General features: G+C 71.0%; 22 protein-coding genes and 1 pseudogene. 12 read left to right on the top strand and 11 right to left on the bottom strand.

Annotation, left to right across the window (positions count from 1 at the left end):
* Positions 1–2: 2 nt before the first annotated feature.
* Together pstC and ACIBJF_RS19980 are read right to left on the bottom strand one after the other, a co-directional pair.
* The gene (gene pstC / locus ACIBJF_RS19985; protein ID WP_399175225.1) at positions 3–1,064 is read right to left on the bottom strand and encodes a phosphate ABC transporter permease subunit PstC; all 1,062 of its coding nucleotides are present in this window, start codon (positions 1,062–1,064) and stop codon (positions 3–5) included.
* A gap of 168 nt (positions 1,065–1,232) precedes the next feature.
* Positions 1,233–1,874, bottom strand: a complete 642-nt coding sequence (locus ACIBJF_RS19980; protein WP_399175223.1) for an ABATE domain-containing protein — start codon at positions 1,872–1,874, stop codon at positions 1,233–1,235.
* Positions 1,875–1,954: 80 nt separating this feature from the next.
* On the opposite strand from ACIBJF_RS19980, the gene ACIBJF_RS19975 reads away from it, so the two are divergent.
* Positions 1,955–2,767: an MBL fold metallo-hydrolase gene (locus ACIBJF_RS19975; protein ID WP_399175222.1), complete on the top strand. Its 813-nt coding sequence runs from the start codon at positions 1,955–1,957 to the stop codon at positions 2,765–2,767.
* Between the two features lie 14 nt (positions 2,768–2,781).
* Here the strand turns inward: ACIBJF_RS19975 and ACIBJF_RS19970 are convergent, their stop codons facing one another.
* A complete protein-coding gene (locus ACIBJF_RS19970; protein WP_399175220.1) occupies positions 2,782–3,396 on the bottom strand; it encodes a TetR/AcrR family transcriptional regulator in 615 nt (204 codons plus the stop codon).
* 93 nt (positions 3,397–3,489) lie between these two features.
* Between ACIBJF_RS19970 and ACIBJF_RS19965 the strand changes: the two genes are divergently transcribed.
* A complete protein-coding gene (locus ACIBJF_RS19965; RefSeq protein ID WP_399175218.1) occupies positions 3,490–4,089 on the top strand; it encodes a peroxiredoxin-like family protein in 600 nt (199 codons plus the stop codon).
* A gap of 27 nt (positions 4,090–4,116) precedes the next feature.
* On the opposite strand, the gene ACIBJF_RS19960 is transcribed toward ACIBJF_RS19965, so the two are convergent.
* A complete protein-coding gene (locus ACIBJF_RS19960) occupies positions 4,117–5,016 on the bottom strand; it encodes a LysR family transcriptional regulator (protein WP_399175217.1) in 900 nt (299 codons plus the stop codon).
* Between the two features lie 78 nt (positions 5,017–5,094).
* Between ACIBJF_RS19960 and ACIBJF_RS19955 the strand changes: the two genes are divergently transcribed.
* Together ACIBJF_RS19955 and ACIBJF_RS19950 are read left to right on the top strand one after the other, a co-directional pair.
* The gene (locus ACIBJF_RS19955) at positions 5,095–6,114 is read left to right on the top strand and encodes an EamA family transporter (protein WP_399175215.1); all 1,020 of its coding nucleotides are present in this window, start codon (positions 5,095–5,097) and stop codon (positions 6,112–6,114) included.
* On the top strand, positions 6,023–6,634 hold the full coding sequence (locus ACIBJF_RS19950) for an NAD(P)-dependent oxidoreductase (RefSeq protein ID WP_399175249.1): 612 nt from the start codon (positions 6,023–6,025) through the stop codon (positions 6,632–6,634). The genes ACIBJF_RS19955 and ACIBJF_RS19950 overlap by 92 nt, the downstream gene beginning before the upstream one ends.
* A gap of 81 nt (positions 6,635–6,715) precedes the next feature.
* On the opposite strand, the gene ACIBJF_RS19945 is transcribed toward ACIBJF_RS19950, so the two are convergent.
* Entirely contained in the window at positions 6,716–7,903 is a 1,188-nt protein-coding gene (locus tag ACIBJF_RS19945; protein WP_399175214.1) for an SPFH domain-containing protein, read from the bottom strand.
* Between the two features lie 11 nt (positions 7,904–7,914).
* Complete coding sequence (locus ACIBJF_RS19940; RefSeq protein ID WP_399175212.1) at positions 7,915–8,166, bottom strand: hypothetical protein; 252 nt, start codon at positions 8,164–8,166, stop codon at positions 7,915–7,917.
* Positions 8,167–8,284: 118 nt separating this feature from the next.
* Between ACIBJF_RS19940 and ACIBJF_RS19935 the strand changes: the two genes are divergently transcribed.
* Positions 8,285–8,758, top strand: a complete 474-nt coding sequence (locus ACIBJF_RS19935) for an NUDIX domain-containing protein (RefSeq protein ID WP_399175210.1) — start codon at positions 8,285–8,287, stop codon at positions 8,756–8,758.
* A 19-nt stretch (positions 8,759–8,777) separates the two neighbouring features.
* Here the strand turns inward: ACIBJF_RS19935 and ACIBJF_RS19930 are convergent, their stop codons facing one another.
* Together ACIBJF_RS19930 and ACIBJF_RS19925 are read right to left on the bottom strand one after the other, a co-directional pair.
* Positions 8,778–9,332: a PaaI family thioesterase gene (locus ACIBJF_RS19930; RefSeq protein ID WP_399175209.1), complete on the bottom strand. Its 555-nt coding sequence runs from the start codon at positions 9,330–9,332 to the stop codon at positions 8,778–8,780.
* 129 nt (positions 9,333–9,461) lie between these two features.
* Complete coding sequence (locus ACIBJF_RS19925) at positions 9,462–9,953, bottom strand: winged helix-turn-helix transcriptional regulator (protein ID WP_399175207.1); 492 nt, start codon at positions 9,951–9,953, stop codon at positions 9,462–9,464.
* 117 nt (positions 9,954–10,070) lie between these two features.
* Here ACIBJF_RS19925 and ACIBJF_RS19920 point away from each other — a divergent pair, with 117 nt between their 5' ends.
* From ACIBJF_RS19920 to ACIBJF_RS19905, 4 genes are all read left to right on the top strand, one after another.
* Positions 10,071–10,769, top strand: a complete 699-nt coding sequence (locus tag ACIBJF_RS19920) for an SDR family oxidoreductase (RefSeq protein ID WP_399175205.1) — start codon at positions 10,071–10,073, stop codon at positions 10,767–10,769.
* 12 nt (positions 10,770–10,781) lie between these two features.
* Positions 10,782–12,365 (top strand): MFS transporter, encoded by a 1,584-nt coding sequence (locus ACIBJF_RS19915; RefSeq protein ID WP_399175204.1) that lies wholly within the window; start codon positions 10,782–10,784, stop codon positions 12,363–12,365.
* 86 nt (positions 12,366–12,451) lie between these two features.
* Positions 12,452–13,234, top strand: a complete 783-nt coding sequence (locus ACIBJF_RS19910; RefSeq protein ID WP_399175203.1) for a class I SAM-dependent methyltransferase — start codon at positions 12,452–12,454, stop codon at positions 13,232–13,234.
* A gap of 190 nt (positions 13,235–13,424) precedes the next feature.
* Positions 13,425–13,973: a DUF1062 domain-containing protein gene (locus tag ACIBJF_RS19905; RefSeq protein WP_399175202.1), complete on the top strand. Its 549-nt coding sequence runs from the start codon at positions 13,425–13,427 to the stop codon at positions 13,971–13,973.
* A gap of 149 nt (positions 13,974–14,122) precedes the next feature.
* On the opposite strand, the gene ACIBJF_RS19900 is transcribed toward ACIBJF_RS19905, so the two are convergent.
* Together ACIBJF_RS19900 and ACIBJF_RS19895 are read right to left on the bottom strand one after the other, a co-directional pair.
* Positions 14,123–15,418 carry a hypothetical protein gene (locus ACIBJF_RS19900; protein WP_399175200.1) on the bottom strand — a complete coding sequence of 432 codons (1,296 nt, stop codon included), beginning with the start codon at positions 15,416–15,418 and terminating at the stop codon, positions 14,123–14,125.
* A gap of 1,099 nt (positions 15,419–16,517) precedes the next feature.
* Entirely contained in the window at positions 16,518–17,354 is an 837-nt protein-coding gene (locus tag ACIBJF_RS19895; RefSeq protein WP_399175199.1) for a hypothetical protein, read from the bottom strand.
* Positions 17,355–17,741: 387 nt separating this feature from the next.
* Here ACIBJF_RS19895 and ACIBJF_RS19890 point away from each other — a divergent pair.
* A pseudogene (locus ACIBJF_RS19890) lies at positions 17,742–17,933 on the top strand (site-specific integrase); the annotation flags it as partial.
* 67 nt (positions 17,934–18,000) lie between these two features.
* Here ACIBJF_RS19890 and ACIBJF_RS19885 read toward each other — a convergent pair.
* Positions 18,001–18,636 (bottom strand): hypothetical protein, encoded by a 636-nt coding sequence (locus ACIBJF_RS19885; protein WP_351802447.1) that lies wholly within the window; start codon positions 18,634–18,636, stop codon positions 18,001–18,003.
* 308 nt (positions 18,637–18,944) lie between these two features.
* On the opposite strand from ACIBJF_RS19885, the gene hemL reads away from it, so the two are divergent.
* Both hemL and ACIBJF_RS19875 read left to right on the top strand, forming a co-directional pair.
* Positions 18,945–20,261 (top strand): glutamate-1-semialdehyde 2,1-aminomutase, encoded by a 1,317-nt coding sequence (gene hemL, locus ACIBJF_RS19880; protein WP_399175247.1) that lies wholly within the window; start codon positions 18,945–18,947, stop codon positions 20,259–20,261.
* Between the two features lie 59 nt (positions 20,262–20,320).
* Entirely contained in the window at positions 20,321–20,980 is a 660-nt protein-coding gene (locus tag ACIBJF_RS19875; RefSeq protein ID WP_399175245.1) for a histidine phosphatase family protein, read from the top strand.
* The last annotated feature ends 140 nt before the right edge of the window (positions 20,981–21,120 follow it).

Below are 21,120 nucleotides of genomic sequence, written 5' to 3'. Positions count from 1 at the left end.
CGTCACGCCTCGCTCTGCGCGCCGGACCGGGAACGGGCCGCGATGGACGAGGCGGTGAAGTTGACCGCCAGGGTGAGCAGGAACAGGGCCAGGCCCGCCGCCATCAGCGCCGACATGCCGAAGGACGATGCGTCGCCGTAGTGCAGGGCGATGAGGGACGAGACGGAGTTCGAGCCGGTCTGCAGGATGTGCCCCTGGATGACGAAGACCGGCGAGATGATCAGGTACACGGCGATGGTCTCGCCGAGCGCCCGGCCGAGCCCCAGCATCGTGCCGCCGATGATCCCGCCCTTGCCGTAGGGCAGGACGACCGCCCGGATCACGCCCCAGCGGGTCGCGCCGAGCGCGTAGGCGCCCTCCCGCTCGCCGGCCGGGGCCTGCGCGAACACCTCGCGCATCACCGAGCACTGGATCGGCGCCACCATGAGGGCGACGACGATCCCGGCGACGAAGGTGGAGGCGGTGTAGACGCTCTCGGAGGCGAGCGGCTCGCCCGGTTGGGTGCCGTCCACCTTGAACAGCGGTATCCACCCGAACCAGTCGCTCAGCCAGCGCGACAGACCGATCACATGCTGCTGGAGGAAGAACAGCCCCCACAGCCCGTACACCACCGACGGTACGGCCGCCATCAGGTCGACCATCGTGACGAGGGTGCGCCGCAGCGGGCGCGGGGCCACGTCGGAGATGAACAGCGCGGTGCCCACGGCCAGGGGAACGGAGATCGTCACGGCGACGGCGGCGATCAGGACGGTGCCGGTGAGGACCGCGGCGATGCCGAACCGGTGGACGTCCGGCTGCCATTCGGCGGTGGTGAGGAACGCGAATCCCCGTGTGTGGAGCGCCTGTCCGGCCCTGAGCAACAGGAACAGGCCAATCGCCGCCATGATCGTGAGGACGATCACGCCGGTGGCCGTCAACTGGTATCGGAAGAACCGGTCCCCGAGTCCCCGGGCGGCCAACCTCCGCTGTGGCGGGGGGCTTTCGGGATGCTTCGGCCCTTCAGGTCTGCTGGGCTCCGCTCTGCCGGACCCCTCTACCGCGGACACCACGTGTGGCCCCCTCATGCGACATGCAGCGACATGCAGCGACAAGTGCGGGAACGGTGGTTCCCGCGCGGGGAGAGTCAATGGCCGAATGCTGTCGGTTCCGGTCGTCGTAGAAAGAGCTTCGGTGAACGGTTCATGTCATTTCAGTGGGGGAGATGTGTGTGTATCCGCCACGCTTCGGTGTGCTCAGTCGCCCCGGGGCCGTGCCGTACGGCGCGCGTAGGCGCGGGCCGCCCGGGCGCGGTCGCCGCACCGGGTGGAGCACCAGTGGCGGCGGCCGTGACGGAGCAGGTAGCGGTTGCAGGGGGCCGAGCCGCAGGCGGTGAGGCGGTCGGCGTCGAGGCCGGTGAGCAGGTCGGCGGCGTCGGCGGCGAGGGCGGCCAGGGCGTGCTCGACGATCTGGGTGGTGGGGTGGGCCGCGGCGCGGTGCAGGCCGCGCTCGGGCGACCACTGCAGCAGCAGGGCGGCCGGGGCGAGGGTGAGGGCCTCGTTGACGGCGGCCAGGGCGTCGGCGGGCGCCGGACGGCCCTCGACGCGGGACGCGAGCAGGGGGCGGATCCGCTCGCGCAGGGAGCGCAGCCGGCTCGCGCACGTCTCGCGCAGGTCGGCGTCGGCCGGGGCGAGCCCGCGCTCCGCCAGCCAGCGCTGGGCCGCTGCGGGCGTGTCGAGCAGGTCGACCCGCCCTCCGCCGGGTACGACGATCGCGCTGTTGGCCAGGTCGAGGGCGGGATGCCGCGCGGCGCCGGGCGCGGGCGGCAGGGGGGCCTGTCCGGGGCTCTCCTCGGCGTCGGCAGGGGTCGCCGGGCTCACGGGGTTCACGGTTCTCATGGTACGGCTTGCTGCCATCCATGAGACGGGCGTAGCGTCTCTCATGGATGCACGTTCCTCTATCCGTGAGGTGAACCGCCATGGCCGCCCGTTCCGCCGATTCCTTTGATTCCGTCGATTTCGGCAGGCAGATCTCCGAATCCGGCGAGCAGATCCCCGTCCACGTCCTCGGCGGCCCCACCGTCCTCATCGAGTACGGCGGACTGCGCTTCCTCACCGACCCCACCTTCGACGACCCCGGCGACTACCCGTCCCCCAGCGGCCGCACCCTCACCAAGACCGCCCCGCCCCGCACGAGCCCCGCCGCACTCGGCCCGGTGGACGTCGTCCTGCTCTCGCACGACCAGCACGCCGACAACCTCGACCACTCCGGCCGCGCCCTGCTCGCCGCCACCCCGCGCACCCTCACCACCCCCGCGGCGGCCGGCCGGCTCGGCGGCGGCACCGAACCGCTCACCCCCTGGCAGTCCGTCGACCTGCCCCGCCCCGACGGCGGCACGGTCACGGTGACCACCGTTCCGGCCCTGCACGGCCCCAAGGGCTCCGAGCCGCTCGTCGGCGAGGTCACCGGCTTCCTGCTGACCTCCGCCGACCTGCCCAGCGTCTACGTCAGCGGCGACAACGCCTCCCTGGAACTGGTCCAGGAGATCGCCGACCGGTACGCCCCCGTCGACACCGCCGTCCTGTTCGCCGGCGCGCCCAGGATGCCCGTCCTCGACGACGCCCTCCTCGTCCTCGACGGCAAGGGCACGGCCATCGCCGCCCGGCTGCTCGCCGCCCGCCGGGTGGTCCCGGCCCACTGCGACAGCTGGGCCCACTTCACCGAGAACCGGGACGACGTGGTGGCGGCGTTCGAGGAGGCGGGCCTGGCGGACCGGCTCCAGCTGGACTGAACCGGGCGGGTCCCTCAGGGCTCCAGACCGCGCAGCAGCACCGCGAGGCCGCTGAAGAACTCCCGCTCGGCGTCGACACCCTGGGCGCTGCGCGCCGTCGCCGCCATGAGCGGGAACTCCTCGGGGTCTAGGGCGGAGATGGCCACCGTGCCCGCGCCCGACAGGGAGCCGAGCCACGCCAGTTGGAGGGCCCCGTTGACGTAGGCGACCAGGCTGCGCAGGGCCACAACCCGGCGCTCGCCCGCGAAGCCCGTGTCCGTGAGGATGCCGAGCACCGTCTCCGACCAGCGCAGCACGGCGCGGGAGTGGTGCCGGTGGGCGACCGACAGCGGGATCACCGACGGATGCGTGCGCAGCGTGTCCCGCAACCGCCGCACCATCACCTCGACCCGCTCGCGCCACGGCAGGTCCGCCGGCGGCGCACCCGTGTCGATCGTCCCCAGCGCGAACTCCACGACCAGCCGCTCCAGTTCCTCGCGGTCGGCGACGTACCGGTAGAGCGCCATCGTGCTCATGCCGAGTTCCTTGGCGACCGTACGCATGGACAGCCCGGCGAGTCCGTCGCGGTCGAGGACGGCGAGCGCGGCCGAGGCCAGTCGGTCGGGGGTGAGGGAGCGGGGTCGAGGCATGGCGCTTGACAGCGTACGGCATACGCCTACGCTGTTAGGTGTACGACGTACGCCTACGCGTCCGTGCCGTGCCAACGAGGGAGGCAGTTGCCCATGTCCCCGTCCACGCCCCGGCGGCCGCTCGGCCCCGGCTCCCCACTCGGCCCCCGCGAACTCACTCCCGTCTCCGGCCCGCCGCTCCCCGTGCCCGATCCGGACCGGCTGGTCCACCTCCAGTTCCGCCGCTTCGCGGGCTGCCCGGTCTGCAACCTGCACCTGCGATCCTTCGTACGGCGGCACGAGGAGATCGAGGCGGCCGGCATCCGGGAGGTCGTCGTCTTCCACTCGCCCGCCGACGAACTGCGGCGGCACACGGCGGACCTGCCCTTCGCCGTCGTGGCCGACCCCGACAAGCGGCTGTACGTCGAGTTCGGCGTGGAGTCGGCGCCCCGGGCACTGCTGGACCCACGGGTGTGGGGACCGATCGTGCGGGCGGTGCTCCGCAGTTCCTGGGCGATCCTGCGCGGCCGGGAGCGCGGCCCGGCGTCCCGGCCGCACGGCGGCCGGTTCGGCCTCCCCGCCGATTTCCTCATCGCGCCGGACGGCCGCGTGCTCGCCGCGAAGTACGGCGAGCACGCGTACGACCAGTGGGAGGTCGGGGAGTTGCTGGAACTGGCGGGCGGCGTACGAGGCGCCGGTGCCGCCCACGGCTGATCGCCACCCCGGGCCTGCTCCAGGGCCTCAGGACCGTGCCGGCGGCTGTCGGACGCCGAGAACGTCGAGCATCGCCCGGGTCGCCGGACTCGGATTGAACCGGCTCCACGCCAGATGCTCCAGGCGTCGCGGCCCGTCGGCCACCGGGACCAGGGCCAGGCGGGGATCGTCCTCCGCGAGCGGCCGGATGAACGCCGACGGCAGCAGGGCCATGCCGAGCCCACGCCCGACCAGCCGGGTGATCAGCTCCACGACACCCGCCTCGTACGCCACGTCACGGGACAGCCCCGCGGCGGCGAACGCCTGGTCGGACTGGGCGCGGGCGGGCGTCCCGGCCACGAAGTCCACGAAGGTCTCGCCGGCGATGTCCGCCAGCGTGACCCGGGAGGCGCCCGCCAGCCGGTGCCCCGAAGGCACCACCAGGACATGCTGGTCGTGATCGAGCACGACGGTCTCCACACCGGCCGGCCGCTCACCCTCCGGCAGGCCCAGGAAGGCGATGTCCAGCTCCCCGGCGCGGATCGCCGCCGCCATCTCGTCACTGCGTCCGGACCGCAGGACCACCCGCACCTCCGGGTGCCGGGCGCGGTAGCGCTGCAGCAGCTCGGGTACGTCGACGGCGGCCGTGGTCACGATGACGCCGACCGCCAGCCGCCCGCGCACCACGCCGGTCGCGGCGGCGGCGTCCGCGACCGCGCGGTCGGCGGCGGCCAGGCACTCGCGCGCACCCGCGAGGAACGCGGCGCCGGCGCCGGTCAGTTCCACCCGGCGGCTGGACCGGGCGAACAGCCGCACCCCCAACTCCCGCTCCAGCGCGGCGATCCGGTGGCTCAGCGCCGACTGCACCACCTGACACCGTTCCGCGGCGCGGGTGAAGTTCAGGGTGTCGGCGACGGCGACGACGTACCGCAGCTGCTGGAGGTCCACGGATCAATCGTGATCGTTCATGGCTGCCATGACAACCATGCTTTGGAATCATGACCGCGCCCGGCCAAGACTTCCCCCATGCATCGGTACAAGGCACAGGCGGCGACCGTCCTGCTGACCGCGCTCGCTCCCGCGTCCTGGGGCACCACCTACGTGGTCACCACCCGGCTGCTCCCGCCCGGGCACCCGCTGTTCGCGGGTCTGATGCGGGCCCTGCCCGCCGGACTGCTCGCGCTGGCGCTCACCCGGGTGTTGCCGCGCGGGGAGTGGTGGTGGAAGACCGCGGTCCTCGGGGTCCTCAACATCGGCGCCATGCCCCTGCTCTTCGTGGCCGCCGAGCGCCTGCCCGGCGGGGTGGCCGGCACGCTCGGCGCCGCCCAGCCACTGCTGGTCGCGGGTCTGGGCCTCTTACTGCTCCACGACCGGCCCACGGCCTGGCGGCTGACCTGGGGCGTGCTCGGCATGCTGGGGGTCGGACTCGTCGTGCTCGGACCGCAGGCCCGGCTGGACGCCGTCGGCGTGCTCGCCGGCCTCGGCCACACGGCCACCATGGCCGGCGGGGTCGTCCTCACCAAGCGCTGGGGCCGGCCGCCGGGCGTCGGCCCACTGGCCCCGGCCGGCTGGCAACTGGCCGTCGGCGGGCTGCTGTTGCTCCCGCTCACCCTCGCGGTCGAGGGGGTGCCGCAGCGGATCGAGGCGGGCGCCGCCGGCGGGTATCTGTGGCTCGGCAGCATGGGCGGGCTGATCGCGTACACGCTGTGGTTCCGCGGGATCGGCAGGCTTCCGGTCGCCGCGTCCGCGCCGCTGGCGCTGCTGTCACCGCTGGTCGCGACCGTCATCGGCAGCACGCTGGGCGAGTCGCTGAGCCTGCCGCAGATCCTCGGTTTCGCCCTGGCGCTGACCGCGCTGGTGGCCGCGCAACTCGGTCCCACGGGACCCCGGACGAAGGAAGACAAGCTCGATGAGGACAGGATCGATGACGATCGCCGTGCTCGGGGCCACCGGGATGGTCGGCGCCCGGGTGGCCGGCGAGGCGAGCGCGCGCGGACACCGGGTGCTGGCGCTGTCCCGGAAGCCGCCGGCGAGCGACGACCCTGAGGTGACGCCGGTCGCGGTGGACGCCACCGACCCGTACGCCGTACAGGAGGCGCTGACCGGCTCCGACGCCGTCGTGCTGACCGTGCGGACGTTCCCGGCCGACCCGGAGTTCCTGGTCGGCGTCACCCGCACGGTGCTGGACGCCGCCGCCCGGCTCGGCGTCCGCGTCCTCGTGATCGGCGGCGCCGGCGCCCTGCGCAGCCCCGGCGACCGGGAGCTGCCGGTCGCCGAGAACCCCGCGTACGTGCCCGACGAGTACCGCGCCGTGGCCCTGGCGGGCGTCGCCCAGCTGCACGCCTGCCAGGCCCACACCGGGGCCGACTGGGTCTACCTGAGCCCACCGGCCGTACTGGAACCCGGCGAACGCACGGGCCGCTACCGGCGCGGCAGCGACACCTTGCTCCTCGACGCCGACGGTGAATGCCGCATCAGCGCCGAGGACTTGGCCGTAGCCGTGCTGGACGAGCTGGAGCGCCCGGGGCCGGACCGCCACATCACGGTCGTTCGCCAGCGCCCCTGAGGGGGGCGCGAGGAACGGCGCGACCGGCCACCACGGCGCAGCGGACGAACGCGGCCGCTCCCGGCCGAAGCGGCGGAGCGCCTAGTCGACGTCCACCGGACCGTCGTCCGACTTCCGCTCCCGCCCGGAGTGCAGCTGGAGCAGGCCGTTGACGTCACCCCTGGTGCCCTGGCCGCCCTGGCCGTCCTTGTCCTGGCCAAGGCCCTGCCGGACCGAGTCGAGGATCGTCAGGCCCTGGGACACCAGGCCGGCGGCGATCTCGCCGAGGCCGTCCGCGCCGTTCAGCACGTTGACGTTGGCGCCGGACAGACCGCCGGCGGCCTCCTTCACGATCTGCGGGAGCTGGTCGATGAGCATCCGGTCGAGCGCGACCCGGTCGTAGGAGGCCGCGGCCTCGGCCTGGATCTTCATGCGCTGGGCCTCGGCGGCGGCGAGGATCCGCACCCGCTCGGCCTCCGCCTCGGCGGGCTTGACGACCTCGGCCACCAGCTGCTGCTGGCGCAACTTGGCCTGGCGCTGGGCCAGTTCCGTCTGGGCGGCGAGCACCTCCTGCTGGGCGTGGGCCTGCGCCAGCGGTCCGGCCTGCGCGGCCTGCGCCTGGGCGCGGTCCACCTCGGCCGAGTACTCGGCCTTGACGATGGCGGTCTGCCGGGCGTATTCGGCCTGCTTGCGGGCCGCCTCCTGCTCCGCCTCGACAGCGGCCTGGGTGGCCTGGGCCTGTGCGATCTGGGCCTGCCGCTGGATCGCCGCCTTGTGCGGGGCGGACATCGCGTCGATGTAGCCGGTGTCGCCGTCGTCGATCGACTGGATCTGCAGCGAGTCCACGATCAGGCCGATCTTGGCCATCTCCGTCTTGGAGGTGTCCAGGACCTCGGCGGCCAGCTTCTGCCGCTCGGTGACGATCTCCTCGACCGTCATCGAGCCGATGATGGCGCGCAGGTGGCCGGCGAAGATCCGGCCGGTGAGCACGGACATCTGCTCCTGGTCGGAGAGGAAGCGCTGGCCGGCGTTGATGATGCTCTCGTGGTCGTTGCCGACCTTGAAGGCGATGACCGCGCGGACGTGCAGCGAGATGCCCTGCTTGGTCACACAGGTCTCGGTGACCTCGGCCTCGCACATGGAGAGGGTGAGGAACCGGACCTTGCGAAAGACCGGGAGCACGAACTTTCCGTGGCCCGTGACCACGCGGAACGGAGCGCCCCCCAGTCCCCGCCGGCCTCCCGAGATCAACATCGCCTCGTCGGGAGCGGGAACGCGGTATCCGAACATGCCTGTACTCCTCAGCTTGCGCCGGCGGCCTCTCCGCCGAGCGCGTCCAATGGATCCACCCACTCGATGACGCCGACCTCGCGGCATCCCCGTGATTCGATCACGAGGACCGTAGCGCCCGCGGGCAGGGGATCCTCGGACCAGGCCAGAAACGTTTCGGAGCCGCCTCGAACCCGCACGAGGACCTCCCCGGGACCCGCGGATCCCCGCGTCCCGATGAGCACCTTGCCCGTACGGCCGACCACGGCCTCGTCCTGCGGCATCACCGGCCGTCCTCCTCGTTCGGACCTGAGAATTCCGACGATAGACCGACCGGCGCCGGTTCCCAACGGGTGGGAGGTCACGGTGTTCCGGTCCGGGTTCCCGGCGACACTGGGCGCCATGCCGTACACGCCGCCGCTCTGGCCGGTCTCCGTGAAAGGCGTCGCGCTCGACGCGCGCGACCGCGTGCTGCTGCTGCGCAACGAACGCGACGAGTGGGAGCTGCCCGGGGGCCGCCTGGAGACCGGCACCGACGACGGGTCGCAACCGCCGGACACCGGCCCCGAGGCCGCCCTGGAACGCGAGATCCGGGAGGAGACCGGCTGGGAGGTCGAGGCCGGTCCGCTCCTCGACGGCGGCGTGTGGATCTATGAACCCGTCCCCGGACGGCGCGTACTGATCGTGACCTACGGCTGCACCGTGCTGACCCCGCACCGGCCGCCGGCCGTCAGCCACGAGCACCGGCGGGCAGGCCTGTTCCCCGGGCACGAGGTACCGCACCTGACCATGCCCGACGGCTACAAGCGGTCCATCGCCGCCTGGTACGCCCTCATGCCCGCCGGCGGATCCCCGCGCAGTGCCACGCCGGGGTAGTTCTCGTGCCGCGGGGCGGTCAGCGGGCCGGGACCGGGAAGAGCATGCAGCTGCTGGTGGCGTGGGCCAGCAGCCGGTCGTCGGAGTCGCGGAGCTCCGCCTGGGCGAGGGCGGTGCGGCGGCCGCTGTTGAGGACGGTGCCGATGGCGCGGACCTTGCCGGTGTCGACGGTGATCGGGCGCAGGAACTTCAGGGTCAGGTCGATCGAGGTGTATCCCGTGCCCCGGGGCAGCACGGACTGCACCGCGCAGCCGGCCGCCGAGTCGAGGAGCGTGGCGTAGACGCCGCCGTGGACGCTGCCGATCGGGTTGTAGTGCTCCTCGCCCGGCACCAGTACGAAGACCGCCCGGCCGTGCTCGGCCTCCTCCAGGGTGAAGCCCAGGGTGGCGGCGATCGGCGGGGCGGGCAGGCGTCCGGCCAGGATCTCGCGGAGGAAGCCGAGTCCGCTGTGGTCAGCGACGGCGTCGGCGGATATGGCGGGGTCTTCCCAGCCGAACACACGTGACCTGTGTGTCTCCGCTCCGGTCTCGCCGGCCGCGCCGGTGACCGGGGACTTCTTCGATGTGTCGGACATGGGGGCGGCTCCTCGGGGCGGGGGCGGGTCGTGTGTGCCGGTGTGGCGTGCCGGTGGGCAGGGGGCGGGGCCACTCGCGGGAGGGGGCGGGACGTGCCACTCCTGCCGGGTCGTGCCTCGCCGCCGGGTTCAGGGGCTGTCCGGGCCCACGCGGATGAGGCCCGGGCCGGCGTCGACGAACGTGGCACCGATCGGCACGTCGTGGCCGTCGTCGCAGCGGAGCGCCACGTGCACCGGGGCGCCGCAGTTCTCGTGGCGTACGACCACGGGGGGTCCCTGTTCGTCGGAGGCCCAGGTGTCGCCCCACTGCCGCAGCGCCAAGAGGACGGGCAGGAAGTCCCGCCCCTTCTCGGTCAGTTGATAGGCGTACCGGGTCCGCTGGCCGGGTTCCTGGTAGGGGACGCGCTCCAGCAGACCGGCGGCGGTGAGTTCCTTCAGACGCGTCGAGGCGGCGGGTTCGCCGATGCCCACACGCTTGGCGAAGTCGTCGAACCGGCGTGTGCCGAAGAACGCCTCGCGCATGATCAGCAGCGCTGTCCTGGTGCCGACGATCTCCAGGGTCCTGGCGATGGAGCAGTTGGCCATGGACCAGGTGTCCCGTTCCTTCAGCAGATCGTTCATCTCTCGGCCCTCCACCTGGCTTGCCCCTTACGAAGTCAGCCTATAGCGTCGTAGCTAACTTCTGAAATCGTAAGTCAGCTCGGGTGCGCACATCCCGGACCTCCCAAGGGAAGAATCATGGACATCAGCACAGCTACGGCCCTGGTCACCGGAGCCAACCGAGGGCTCGGCAGGGCGCTCGCCCAGGAACTGCTCGCGCGCGGGGCCACGGTGTACGGGGCGGCCCGCCGACCGGACCAGATCGATCTGCCCGGTGTGAAGGCGATCCGGATCGACGTCACCGACCCCGCCTCCGTCGCCGCGGCCGCCGAGGAGGTCCGCGACATCACCGTGCTGATCAACAACGCGGGCAGTTCCACGGGCGCCGACCTGCTGACCGGCAGCTGGGACGCCGTCCGCCTGGAGATGGAGACCCACTACCTGGGCACCCTGGGCATGATCCGGGCCTTCGCCCCGGTGATCGAGTCCCAGGGCGGAGGCGCGATCCTCAACATCCTGTCCGTGCTGTCATGGGTCACCTTCCCCGCCGTGGGCGCCTACTCCGCGGCCAAGTCCGCGCAGTGGAGCCTGACCAACGAGGTGCGTCAGCAGCTCGCACCCCGGGGCATCACCGTCTCCGGGCTCCACGTCGGCTACATGGACACCGACATGGCCCGCCATGTCACCGAGCCCAAGACCGACCCGGCGGACGTCGCCCGTGCCGCCGTGGACGGCATCGCCGCCGGCGCACCCGAGATCGTCGTGGACGACCTCAGCCGCCGGGTCCAGGCCGGCCTCTCCGGCGGCGTCGCCGCTCTGTACCCGCAGCTCGGCTGAGACGAGGACACCATGGCTTCCGCTCCTCCTCCCGCCCCGGGCCGGCTCAAGCCGGCCGACCGGCACACCGGTGTCCGGCTCTCCCCGAACCAGCCCTCCCGGGCCGCCGCCGGCGTCACGCTCATCGCGATGTGCCTGGGCGCCATGACGACCTTTCTGCTGGTCACCGCATCGGTGTCGGCGCTGTCGGCCATCCAGGACGACCTGCACGTCTCCCCGACCGGCCTCGTCTGGATCCCCTCCGCGTACACCCTGCTCGTGGCCAGCCTGGTGATGTCCGCGGGCACCGTCGGCAACCTCTACGGCCGCAAGCGCGCCTTCGTCACCGGCGCCGCGGTCATGATCCTCGGTTCGCTCGTCGTCTACACCGCGGGTTCGGCGGGAGGCGTCATCGCCGGCCAGCTCGTCTCCGGCGTCGGCGGCGCTCTCATCCTGCCCAACAGCCTGGCCATCCTGGGAGCCACGTTCCCCGACCCCCACCGGCGCACCGAGGTCGTCACCGTCTGGGCGGCCTCCTCCGGCATCGGACTCGCCGCCGGCCCTCTGATCGCGGGCGCACTGCTGGGCCACTTCCGCTGGAACACGGTCTTCCTGTCGACCGCGGTCCTCGCCGTGGTCACCATGGCCGCCGCCGTCTTCGTCGCCGAATCACGCGGACCCGAGGGCAAGCTCGACATCCCCGGCCAGGTCCTGGCCGTCCTGGGCATCGCCGCCCTCGTCTACGCCCTCATCGAAGGCGGACACGACGGCTACAGCAGCCCCCGGATCCTCGCCGCCTGGATCATCGCGGCCGCGGCCCTGACCGGTTTCGTCCTCGTCGAGCGCGCCGGCCGCAAACCCATGCTGGACATCACCCTGTTCCGGTCGGCCTCGTTCAGCGCCGTCATGTTCGTCGCGGCCGTCTCCCTGTTCGGCTTCACCGGGCTGGCCATCCTGACGGTGCTCTTCTACGAACGCGTCCAGCATCTGTCCGCCCTGGACGTGGGATGGCGGCTGCTGGCCTTCTTCGGCGTCTACGTCATCGTCAGTTACGCGACCGGACGCGTGATCCGCCGCACCGGCTTCAAGCTCCCGCTGACCCTGGGCTTCCTCGTCGGAGCCGGCGCCGCGGCCGGACTGATCACGCTGGACCCGACCACCCCCTATGCCCGGGTGTGGTGGCTGTTCGCGCTCTTCGGCGCCGCGAGCGGGATGGTGGCCGCGCCGAGCACCGCCGCCGCCCTGGTGAGCGTCTCCCACGAACGCGCCGGCATGGCCTCCGGAGCCGTCAACGCCTTCCGCCAGATCGGATCCGTCACCGGCTCCTCCCTCCTCGGCGCCCTCCTCGCCGGCCGCCTCCAGTCCCAGCTGCCGAGCCGGCTCGCCGCTCACCACGTCCCCCAAGCGGCCCGGCCCGCCGTCGAACACGCCGTCTCCACGGGCACCAGCGGCCACCGGGCGATCCCTCCGAACGTGACCGCCGCGGTCGGCGACGCCTTCACCTCCGGCGTCCATGCCGGCGTGACGGTCATCTCCGCCGTCTTCCTCTGCGCGGCCCTCGCCTCTGCCCTTCTGGTCCACAACCGACCGCACCACACCTCCGTCACGAGCAACTGACGCGCGGCTTCCAGGAGTCGGCCGAGGACGAGAGCGGCACAGTTCTCGTTCTGTCCCGCGGATCGGGTGATCACTAGGCTGCAACGATGGAACGCGCAACCGACGTGCCCGAGAGGGGCGCCCAGCCCGCGGGTCCGGCCCGTGTGAACGACTACGACAGCTTCGCCGAGGCGTACGCGGCGGAGAACGAGGACAACCTCGTGAACGCGTACTACGAGCGGCCCGCGATGCTGGCCCTCGCCGGTGACGTGACCGGCCGTCGGATCCTGGACGCCGGCTGCGGCTCGGGCCCCCTGTCCGCCGCACTGCGCGACCGCGGTGCGGTCGTCACCGGCATCGACGCCAGCGCCGGGATGCTGGCGCTGGCCAGGCGGCGGCTCGGTGACGACGTGGCCCTGCACGTGGCCGACCTGCGCGACCCTCTGCCGTTCGACGACGGTGCGTTCGACGACGTGGTGGCGTCGCTGGTCCTGCACTACCTGGAGGACTGGGGGCCGACGCTGGCGGAGCTGCGGCGAGTGCTCAGGCCCGGCGGCCGGCTGATCGCGTCGGTGGACCACCCCTTCGTGGCCTACACGTTCGGGGATCCCCGGCCCGACTACTTCGCGACCACCAGCTATACCTTCGACTGGACGTTCAACGGGCAGTCCGTCCCGATGAGGTTCTGGCGCAAGCCGTTGCACGCGATGACCGATGCCTTCACCACCGCCGGCTTCCGCCTCTCCGTCATCAGCGAGCCGCAGCCCGACCCGGCCGCCCGCGAACTGTTCCCCGACGGCTTCCATGACCTCTCGACCACAACCTGCTTCCTGTTCTTCGTCGTCGAGGCATTGCCGCCGGGTGCGGGCTCGAACGACCAGGGCCTGTAGGTGAGGCGTCCGAAAACCAGTGGAGCGGCGCCGCTGCGCGCCACTACCGTGCTGCCGGACCAAGTCGTCTAGGCAAGGACGTGCCGTTGTACACCCTGTGAGACCTCCCGAGAGCTGATCGGTCGCGCGTCGCGCATGTGCGCCGCGCTGCTTTTTGCTGCGGATTTCTCACTGAAACCGGTGTACTTCTTTGCTCACTGACTGGGTGGTCATGCCCACCTGCCTGCCGACCGTTCTCCGCCGTTGCCACGCGTGCGCGTCCGAGCGCTTCCGGGCGAACGGAAAATTTCGCGTCAACGCAAACCACAAGCTCCTCGACGCCTGGCTCCTCGTGCTCTGTACCGCTTGCGGGGAAACCGCGAAGCTCACGGTCCTGGAGCGGACGAACGTCCGCTCCGTACGACCCGGACTGCTGGACCGGATGCACGACAACGACCCCGGCCTGGCAGCCGAGCTGCTCCAGGATCCGGTCCTGCGGCGCCGCAACCGCATCGCCCTCGACTGGGACGACGCCTGGCGCCTCGACACCGGCGGATCGGATCACCTGGACCGCGAGGTGATCGACGTCTCGGTCCGCTTCGCGGCGCGGATCCCCGTCCGGCCGGTGCGACTGATCGCCGAAGGCTGCGGTCTTGCGCGGGCCGAGGTCGAGAGACTGATCGTGGAGGGGAAGCTCGTGTCGGCAGTCCGGCTGAGCGGCAAGCTCTCCGGCGACTTCACCTTCACGCTCAAGCGCTGAGCCCTTCTCGGAACCAGGGGCCCGTCCGGCGGATCGTGCCGGACGGGCCCCTGGTCCGAAGCCGATCAGTGCGTGGTCCGCCGGCCGCCTGACGGCTCCCCGGCAGGAAGAAGGGTGAGGCCCGAAGCCCGCCCCGTCCCCGGCCCTGTTCAGAAGTGGTGGCTGTGGAGGTCGCCCAGCAGGGTGTTGAGTTGCTTCTCCTGCTCGGCGGCCGGAGCCGGCTGGATGCTGCCGTGGTCGATGGCGTACGTCTTGAGGACCTCATCCATCTGCTGGTCGAGCAGGGTCCAGGTCGTGTTGTTGACCGCCTGCAGCGAGGTGGCGTCGGCGTCCCAGTCGTCGCGCATCTTCTGCACGGTGGCGTGGGAGGCCGCGGCCGTCCCGGCCCGGTCCTGAGCGATCGCCGTCTGGGCAAGCTTCTCGTACTTCGCAACTGCCGCGGTCGTCTGCTTGCCGGTCAGGGCCGCCTTCGGGCAGGCCGGCATCGTCTCGCTCTGACCGGTCGGGTCGCAGGTGACGTGGGGCTGGTTGTGGGCCCAGATCATCAGCGCGACGGTGCCGACGGCGATCACTGCGAAGCCTCCGAGCGCGATGCGCTCCTTGCGCGCGTTGGTGACCGACGGCTCGTGCGTCGTCCCGGAGGTCTCGGCGACGTCGCTGCGGCTGATCGTCAGGTAGATGACCGTCGCCAGGATGGCGCCGAGGAAGATCAGGCTCGTGGCGAAGGTGCCCAGGCCGAGTCCCACCGGCTCGCCGGGGTTGGCCGCGGCCTTCGGGGAGGCGAGCCAGTCACCGATGTTGGCGCCGAGCGGGCGGGTGAGGATGTAGGCCAGCCAGAACGAAAGAACCGGGTTGGCGCCGAACTTCCACAGCGCGGTGATCGACGCGATGAGGCCCAGCGGCAGGAACACCGACTGCGCGGGCGTCCAGTTGGTCAGCTCCAGCGTCCAGTCACCGAGGGCGGTGCCCAGCGCGAACGTGACCAGGACGGTCAGCCAGTAGAACGCCTCACGCGGGAAGGTCGTGATGCTGTGGATCGACAGGGTCCGCTCGCGCAGCCACCAGACCCCGAAGACAAGGGCCAGCAGGACCGAGAACACCGCCGAGCTGAGCCACAGCGGGACGTGCTGCTCGTCGGTGAGCATGTCGGTGTACAGCGTGCCGGTGACGCTGACCACCACCACGGTGAGCCAGTACGGGAACGGGATGTAGCGCTTCGTACGGAACTGGATCGTCAGCACGAGCGCGAATACCGCGGTGAACAACAGCATGGTGTTGATCAGGCCGAAGCCCAGCGTCTCGTTGATGTAGTCGGCGAAACTCTCACCGACGGTCGTGCAGAGGATCTTGATGATCCAGAACCAGACCGTGACCTCGGGCACCTTGTTCAACAGGCGGCTGCCCGCGGCGTGACGATGGGTCGCGGTAGTCGTCGAAGTTGTCATGCAGTCCTCACATGGAACGGGCGGCAGCATAGAGGGGACGCCCCTCACGTCTGCGGAACGGTAACTGTCTACATGTGTGTAGACGAGCGTGGCCTTGGACCTGCCGGACGGCGGGATGACTGCAATTGCTCGTCAAGTCCACTCGGGTCGCGCCGCTGGCGGCCTGGTCCGTGACGCGGTTCACGTGCTCGGAAATGGCCTCCGCTTTTGTTCTTTCCTCGGTCTGCGCGAGGACTTTCTGTATGCCTGTCATGACCCGGGGACGGCATACCTTGTTACGCGGGGCTTGAGATATTTCTATGCGATGCAGGGCACGCCTTTACTGCCTGCGCCGCCCGGCGGGGAGGCGCCAGGAAGGCGCCGATTCCTCTCATGGGAGCCGCCGAGATCAGAGAGACTCGGTGCCTTATCCCGCGGCAGGCGAGTGTGAGCCGCCTCCGAAGCCTTCGGCTTCTCAGGTCAGACCGCGTCCCTGCTGGTCGGCCGGAAGGCCCCAACTCCCTAGCCGACTCAAAGGAATTCGAGGAGCCAATTCGAGCTCTGGCCGACGGGGTGGGCTAGAATTCTGGGAACTTCGTCCCGGAATGCGCGAGCCCGCCTCAGCCGATTGTTCGCCGACTCGCTTCTTTTCTCCTTGCCGGGTGCCCACCTCTGGAACCACCGGGCTCACAGGCGTTTCATGGGTCATGCCGCCCGACTGTGCCAGCGGGAACCTGAACATATCCTGACTGTGGCCCGTTGATCACTCGTGCAACCCGAGCAGCATGGCTCCATGCACACGCGCACCTCTTCTCCATAACGGCCATCCGGCCCTCGCTTGCTCCCGCGACCGAAGAGGACCCCCTTGCGCGCTCCGACCACCACCGGCACCGCCCGCGCGGTTGAGCCGCTGTGAGGAGCTCCAGGCCGACCTTGTAGAAGCGGCACTCGTCGCCCAGCTGGTCGACGATGTCGTCAGCGGTTCGGCGGTTGTCGTGATCCAAGGCGACGATGATCCGGCTATTCGGATCCACGACGCCGTTGATCGTTGCCAGGCGCATACGGCATGCCGAACCCGGCCGGAACGCGTGCGGCCGGACCCACCGAAGCGACGTGTGGCTCAGACCGCGTGTCCCGTCGCCTGCTCCGGTTCGGCGACGTCCCTGCGGGTGACGGAGAGGTGGCTGACCAGTCCGAGGATGACCGCGAGGAACAGGAAGCTGGTCACGACGGTGCCGAGGCCGAGGCCGCCGTCACCGGTGGGCTGGGAGAGGTAGTCGCCGATGGACGCGCCGAGCGGGCGGGTGAGGATGTAGGCGATCCAGAAGCTCCACACCGCGTCCAGGTCCAGCGCGAAGTGCGCGATGGCCACCGCGGCGATGGCCGCCGCGAACAGGACGGCGGACAGCCAGTAGCCGAGGCCGATGCGCTCGGACACCAGGTCACCGGCCGCAGTGCCCAGAGCGAAGGCGAACAGGACCGCCAGCCAGTAGAAGGACTCGCGGCTGGTGGTGTCGATGTGGTGGAGGGACAGGGTCCGCTCGCGCCGGTACCAGACGACGAACACGATCGCGAGGACGATCGCGAAGACCGTGGTGCTCGTCGCCGACGGCACGCCCACGTTGTCGGTGAGGTTGTCGCTGATCAGCGTGCCGACGACGCTGATCAGTGCCACCGCCGGCCAGTACACGCCCGGCCGGTAGGCACTGAGGCGGAACTGGACCACCAGGACGACCGCCAGCAGGGCACTCATCAGCACCGACACACCGGTCAGCCCGAGACCCGCCTTCTCGTTCAGCAGGTCCGCCGCGGTCTCGCCGACCGTCGTGCACAGCACCTTGATGATCCAGAAGTAGACGGTGACCTCGGGCACCTTGATCCAGCGCGGCCGGTGACGCGAGCGGCGCGTCTGACCGGCCTCCGGAGGCACCCGGCTCTCCGACGTTTCGTAGGTCACGTTGTCCGACCGTGCCACCGGGCACCTGAACGCATCCTGACTGCTGGCGCGCTTCGCTCACCCCGACCGTTCCGTATGAGCACCGTGGCGCCGTGTGCACGCACAGCTGCGGCGCCGGCTGGGCCGGGCCGTGCTGCTGTCCTACGCCTGCGCCCTGTTCGTGGCGGGTCCCGGCCTCTGGCTGCGCCACCCGCATGCCCTGCCGCTCGGGCCACTCGTTGCGTGGCTCGTAGCGCTTGTCCCCCCGGCCGGAGCGGGGCACTGGACCGAGGGAGGCCGGGTGAGCCGGACAGCCGCGGTACTCCTCCACGGTGCGGTGCGGTCGGCGGGTGGTGGCAAGGGCTTCCTCCAGGGCGGCCCGCACGAGTGCGTCGTCGCGTCGTTCCAGGACCGCCGGACCCGGGCTTCACGCTGCGGACCTACACGCACTTGCTGTCGTCGAGCGGGACCCGCACCCGCAAGGCGATCAACGACGCCTTCCCGGAAGCCCCGGCGGACGACGGCGACCCGTCCGACGCCCAGGGCACATCAGTGCCTCCAGCGAAACCAATGTGCCCTCTACGTGCCCTGGCTGCCTGACGGCCCTCCTCCGCACATGACGAAGGCGGGGTCCGAAAACCCCGCCCGACTCCCACGAAACCCCGGCTCAGGGCCACACCAGGCAGTACGGCTGATGCCCCGCCTCGTGCAGCCGGTGAGAGAAGTCCTGCCACTCGTGCAGCAGCTGGTACACGTTGAACGCGTCCCGCGGGCCGCCCCGGTCCGGGACCGTCGACCAGATGAAGGCCGCCGCGCCGACCGCTTCCTCGCCGATGCCGCGCAGGGGGTCGACGACGGTCATGGGGAGCTTGACTACCGCGTAGTCGGGGTGCAGGACGACCAGTTCCAGGGGCGGGACCTTGTGCAGGGGGACGCCCTCGATGCCGGTCAGGACCATGGCGGCCATGGTCTCCGGCTTGATCTTGGTGAACATGCCGTTCATGCCCAGCTCGTCGCCGCCGAGTTCCTCGGGGCGCATCGAGATGGGGACACGGGCCGCCGTCGCGCCGTCCGGCGCGCCGAAGTATTTGTACGTCACCCCCACTCGACCACCATTCCTGCTCCCCGCCCGGAGGCGGTCTACCCGGCCCCGCTCGGGATCACCCGGTACACCCTGTGTCCGACGTGTGTCGCTCTGCCGTGTCTCGGTTGTCTCCTCCGCGTCGCGCCGGTGCCTTCCCCGCCGGGCACGTCGAGGACCCAGGTCATCAGTCCCCTCGCCCAGTCCGCCACCGCGATGCATATCTCCACCCGACTGCTTTTCTAGGACGCGTGGCCCCCGCCGCGCAACCCGATCATCGTGTCAGTGACCTCCCCCACGCCCGCCCGCCGAAACGTGCGGTGGAACAACAGTCCACGGGTTCTTGTCCGGCCTCTGATCATTACGTGCGTAACAGCTGTGTGTATCAGGTGTCAGTCTCGCAGATGGCACGCGCGCGGCGCCGAGGACCGGAGGTCGGCCGCGGTACGGCCGGGCCGCGGCCTACCCTGAGGAGGTCACCCAAGTCACCGGAGTCCGAGAAGCCGGAGAAGTCGCACGTCATGAGTGCCCTGAGCGAAACGCCCTATCCCTACGACGCGCCCGCCTCCCAGGCGCTCTTCGACCGCGCCTCCGCCGTCACGCCCGGCGGTGTGAACTCCCCGGTGCGCGCCTTCCGCGCCGTCGGCGGCACGCCCCGCTTCATGGTGTCCGGCCGCGGCCCGTACCTCACCGACGCCGACGGGCGCGAGTACGTCGACCTCGTCTGCTCGTGGGGGCCCATGATCCTCGGGCACTCGCACCCCGAGGTCATCGCCGCCGTCCAGGAGGCCGTCTCCCGCGGTACGTCCTTCGGCACGCCCGGTGAGGGCGAGGTCGCGCTCGCCGAGGAGATCGTCGCCCGGATCGAGCCGGTGGAGCAGGTCCGGCTCGTGAGCAGCGGCACCGAGGCGACCATGTCCGCCATCCGGCTCGCGCGCGGGTTCACCCAGCGGTCCAAGGTGATCAAGTTCGCCGGCTGCTACCACGGGCACGTGGACTCCCTCCTCGCCGCCGCGGGGTCCGGCGTCGCGACCTTCGCGCTGCCCGACACCCCCGGCGTCACCGGCGCCCAGGCCGGCGACACGATCGTGCTGCCGTACAACGACCTGGAGGCCGTGCAGGAGGCCTTCCACCGGCACCCCGGCGAGATCGCGTGCGTGATCACCGAGGCTTCGCCCGGCAACATGGGCGTCGTGCCGCCGGACCCCGGGTTCAACCAGGGGCTCAGGGACGCCTGCCACAAGAACGGAGCCCTCTACATCTCCGACGAGGTGATGACCGGCTTCCGGACCAGCCGCGCCGGGTGGTACGGGGTCGACGGGGTCAGGCCCGACCTCATGACCTTCGGGAAGGTCATGGGTGGTGGGTTCCCGGCCGCCGCCTTCGGTGGGCGGGCCGACGTCATGGCCCACCTCGCTCCCGCGGGCCCCGTGTACCAGGCCGGCACGCTCTCCGGCAACCCGGTCGCCACCGCCGCCGGGCTCGCCCAGCTGCGGCTGCTCGACGACGCCGCGTACGAGACGGTGAACGCCGTGTCCGCGCAGATCCAGGCCCTCGTCACCGAGGCGCTGAACAAGGAGGGGGTCGCGCACCGGCTGCAGACCGCCTCCAACATGTTCTCGGTGTTCTTCACGGACCGGCAGGTCCGCGACTACGAGGACGCCAAGCGGCAGGAGTTGTTCCGCTTCACCGCGTTCTTCCACTCGCTGCTGTCGAACGGCGTCTACCTGCCGCCGTCGTCCTTCGAGTCCTGGTTCGTGTCCACGGCCCACGACGAGCGGGCCATCCAGAAGATCGCCGACGCCCTCCCGGCGGCGGCCCGGGCGGCTGCGGAGGCCACCGCGTGAGCACCAGCGTCAGCAACAGCGGCAGCAGCAGGGACAAGGACGTCACCGTCGTCCATCTCATGCGGCACGGCGAGGTCGAGAACCCGACCGGGATCCTGTACGGGCGGCTGCCCGGCTACCACCTGTCCGAGCTGGGGCGGCAGATGGCCGACCGGGTCGCCGAGCACCTCGCCCCGCGGGACGTGACGTACGTCTGCGCCTCGCCGCTGGAGCGGGCGCAGGAGACGGCCACCCCGATCGCCAAGGCGCACGGTCTCGACCTGGACACCGACGAGCGGCTCATCGAGGCCGGCAACGTCTTCCAGGGCAAGACCTTCGGCGTCGGCGACGGAGCGCTGCAGCGGCCCGGCAACTGGAAGCACCTCGTCAACCCGTTCCGGCCCTCCTGGGGCGAGCCGTACGTCGACCAGGTCGTGCGGATGATGGGCGCGCTGAACGCGGCCAAGGACCAGGCGCGCGGGCACGAGGCGGTGCTGGTCAGCCATCAGCTGCCGATCTGGATCGTGCGGTCCTACGTCGAGCGGCGGCGGCTGTGGCACGATCCGCGCAAGCGGCAGTGCACGCTGGCCTCCCTGACGTCCTTCACCTACCTCGGCGACAAGATCGTGTCGGTCGGCTACAGCGAGCCCGCCATCGATCTCGTCCCGGCCCATCTGCGGGCCGGCGTCAAGCCGCAGAAGGGCAAGGGCACCGCCCAGGGGAAGGCCTTCGGGGCCTGAAAGAGCCCGGAAATGTCCGTTCCTGACGGCCCGTTTGTAGTCGCTTAGCGGACTTTTGCGGAATTCGTTACGAAAACCATATAAACCAAAGGAACCTCCCCGATCGTTGCGCCCTCTCAATGGGTGACCACCAAGCTGGC

The sequence above is a fragment of the Streptomyces sp. NPDC050743 genome (assembly GCF_044456925.1).
GTDB lineage: Bacteria > Actinomycetota > Actinomycetes > Streptomycetales > Streptomycetaceae > Streptomyces.
The sequence above is the reverse complement of the archived record's forward strand: the minus strand, read 5'-3'. Positions and strand labels throughout refer to the sequence as shown.

Bases quoted from the DNA above. Each gene is read 5' to 3' on its own strand.
- pstC (WP_399175225.1), bottom strand. From the start codon at position 1,064: ATGAGGGGGCCACACGTGGTGTCCGCGGTAGAGGGGTCCGGCAGAGCG.
- ACIBJF_RS19980 (WP_399175223.1), bottom strand. From the start codon at position 1,874: ATGAGAACCGTGAACCCCGTGAGCCCGGCGACCCCTGCCGACGCCGAG.
- ACIBJF_RS19975 (WP_399175222.1), top strand. From the start codon at position 1,955: ATGGCCGCCCGTTCCGCCGATTCCTTTGATTCCGTCGATTTCGGCAGG.
- ACIBJF_RS19970 (WP_399175220.1), bottom strand. From the start codon at position 3,396: ATGCCTCGACCCCGCTCCCTCACCCCCGACCGACTGGCCTCGGCCGCG.
- ACIBJF_RS19965 (WP_399175218.1), top strand. From the start codon at position 3,490: ATGTCCCCGTCCACGCCCCGGCGGCCGCTCGGCCCCGGCTCCCCACTC.
- ACIBJF_RS19955 (WP_399175215.1), top strand. From the start codon at position 5,095: ATGCATCGGTACAAGGCACAGGCGGCGACCGTCCTGCTGACCGCGCTC.
- ACIBJF_RS19950 (WP_399175249.1), top strand. From the start codon at position 6,023: ATGGTCGGCGCCCGGGTGGCCGGCGAGGCGAGCGCGCGCGGACACCGG.
- ACIBJF_RS19945 (WP_399175214.1), bottom strand. From the start codon at position 7,903: ATGTTCGGATACCGCGTTCCCGCTCCCGACGAGGCGATGTTGATCTCG.
- ACIBJF_RS19940 (WP_399175212.1), bottom strand. From the start codon at position 8,166: ATGCCGCAGGACGAGGCCGTGGTCGGCCGTACGGGCAAGGTGCTCATC.
- ACIBJF_RS19935 (WP_399175210.1), top strand. From the start codon at position 8,285: ATGCCGTACACGCCGCCGCTCTGGCCGGTCTCCGTGAAAGGCGTCGCG.
- ACIBJF_RS19930 (WP_399175209.1), bottom strand. From the start codon at position 9,332: ATGTCCGACACATCGAAGAAGTCCCCGGTCACCGGCGCGGCCGGCGAG.
- ACIBJF_RS19925 (WP_399175207.1), bottom strand. From the start codon at position 9,953: ATGAACGATCTGCTGAAGGAACGGGACACCTGGTCCATGGCCAACTGC.
- ACIBJF_RS19920 (WP_399175205.1), top strand. From the start codon at position 10,071: ATGGACATCAGCACAGCTACGGCCCTGGTCACCGGAGCCAACCGAGGG.
- ACIBJF_RS19915 (WP_399175204.1), top strand. From the start codon at position 10,782: ATGGCTTCCGCTCCTCCTCCCGCCCCGGGCCGGCTCAAGCCGGCCGAC.
- ACIBJF_RS19910 (WP_399175203.1), top strand. From the start codon at position 12,452: ATGGAACGCGCAACCGACGTGCCCGAGAGGGGCGCCCAGCCCGCGGGT.
- ACIBJF_RS19900 (WP_399175200.1), bottom strand. From the start codon at position 15,418: ATGACAACTTCGACGACTACCGCGACCCATCGTCACGCCGCGGGCAGC.
- ACIBJF_RS19885 (WP_351802447.1), bottom strand. From the start codon at position 18,636: ATGCATCGCGGTGGCGGACTGGGCGAGGGGACTGATGACCTGGGTCCT.
- ACIBJF_RS19875 (WP_399175245.1), top strand. From the start codon at position 20,321: ATGCGGCACGGCGAGGTCGAGAACCCGACCGGGATCCTGTACGGGCGG.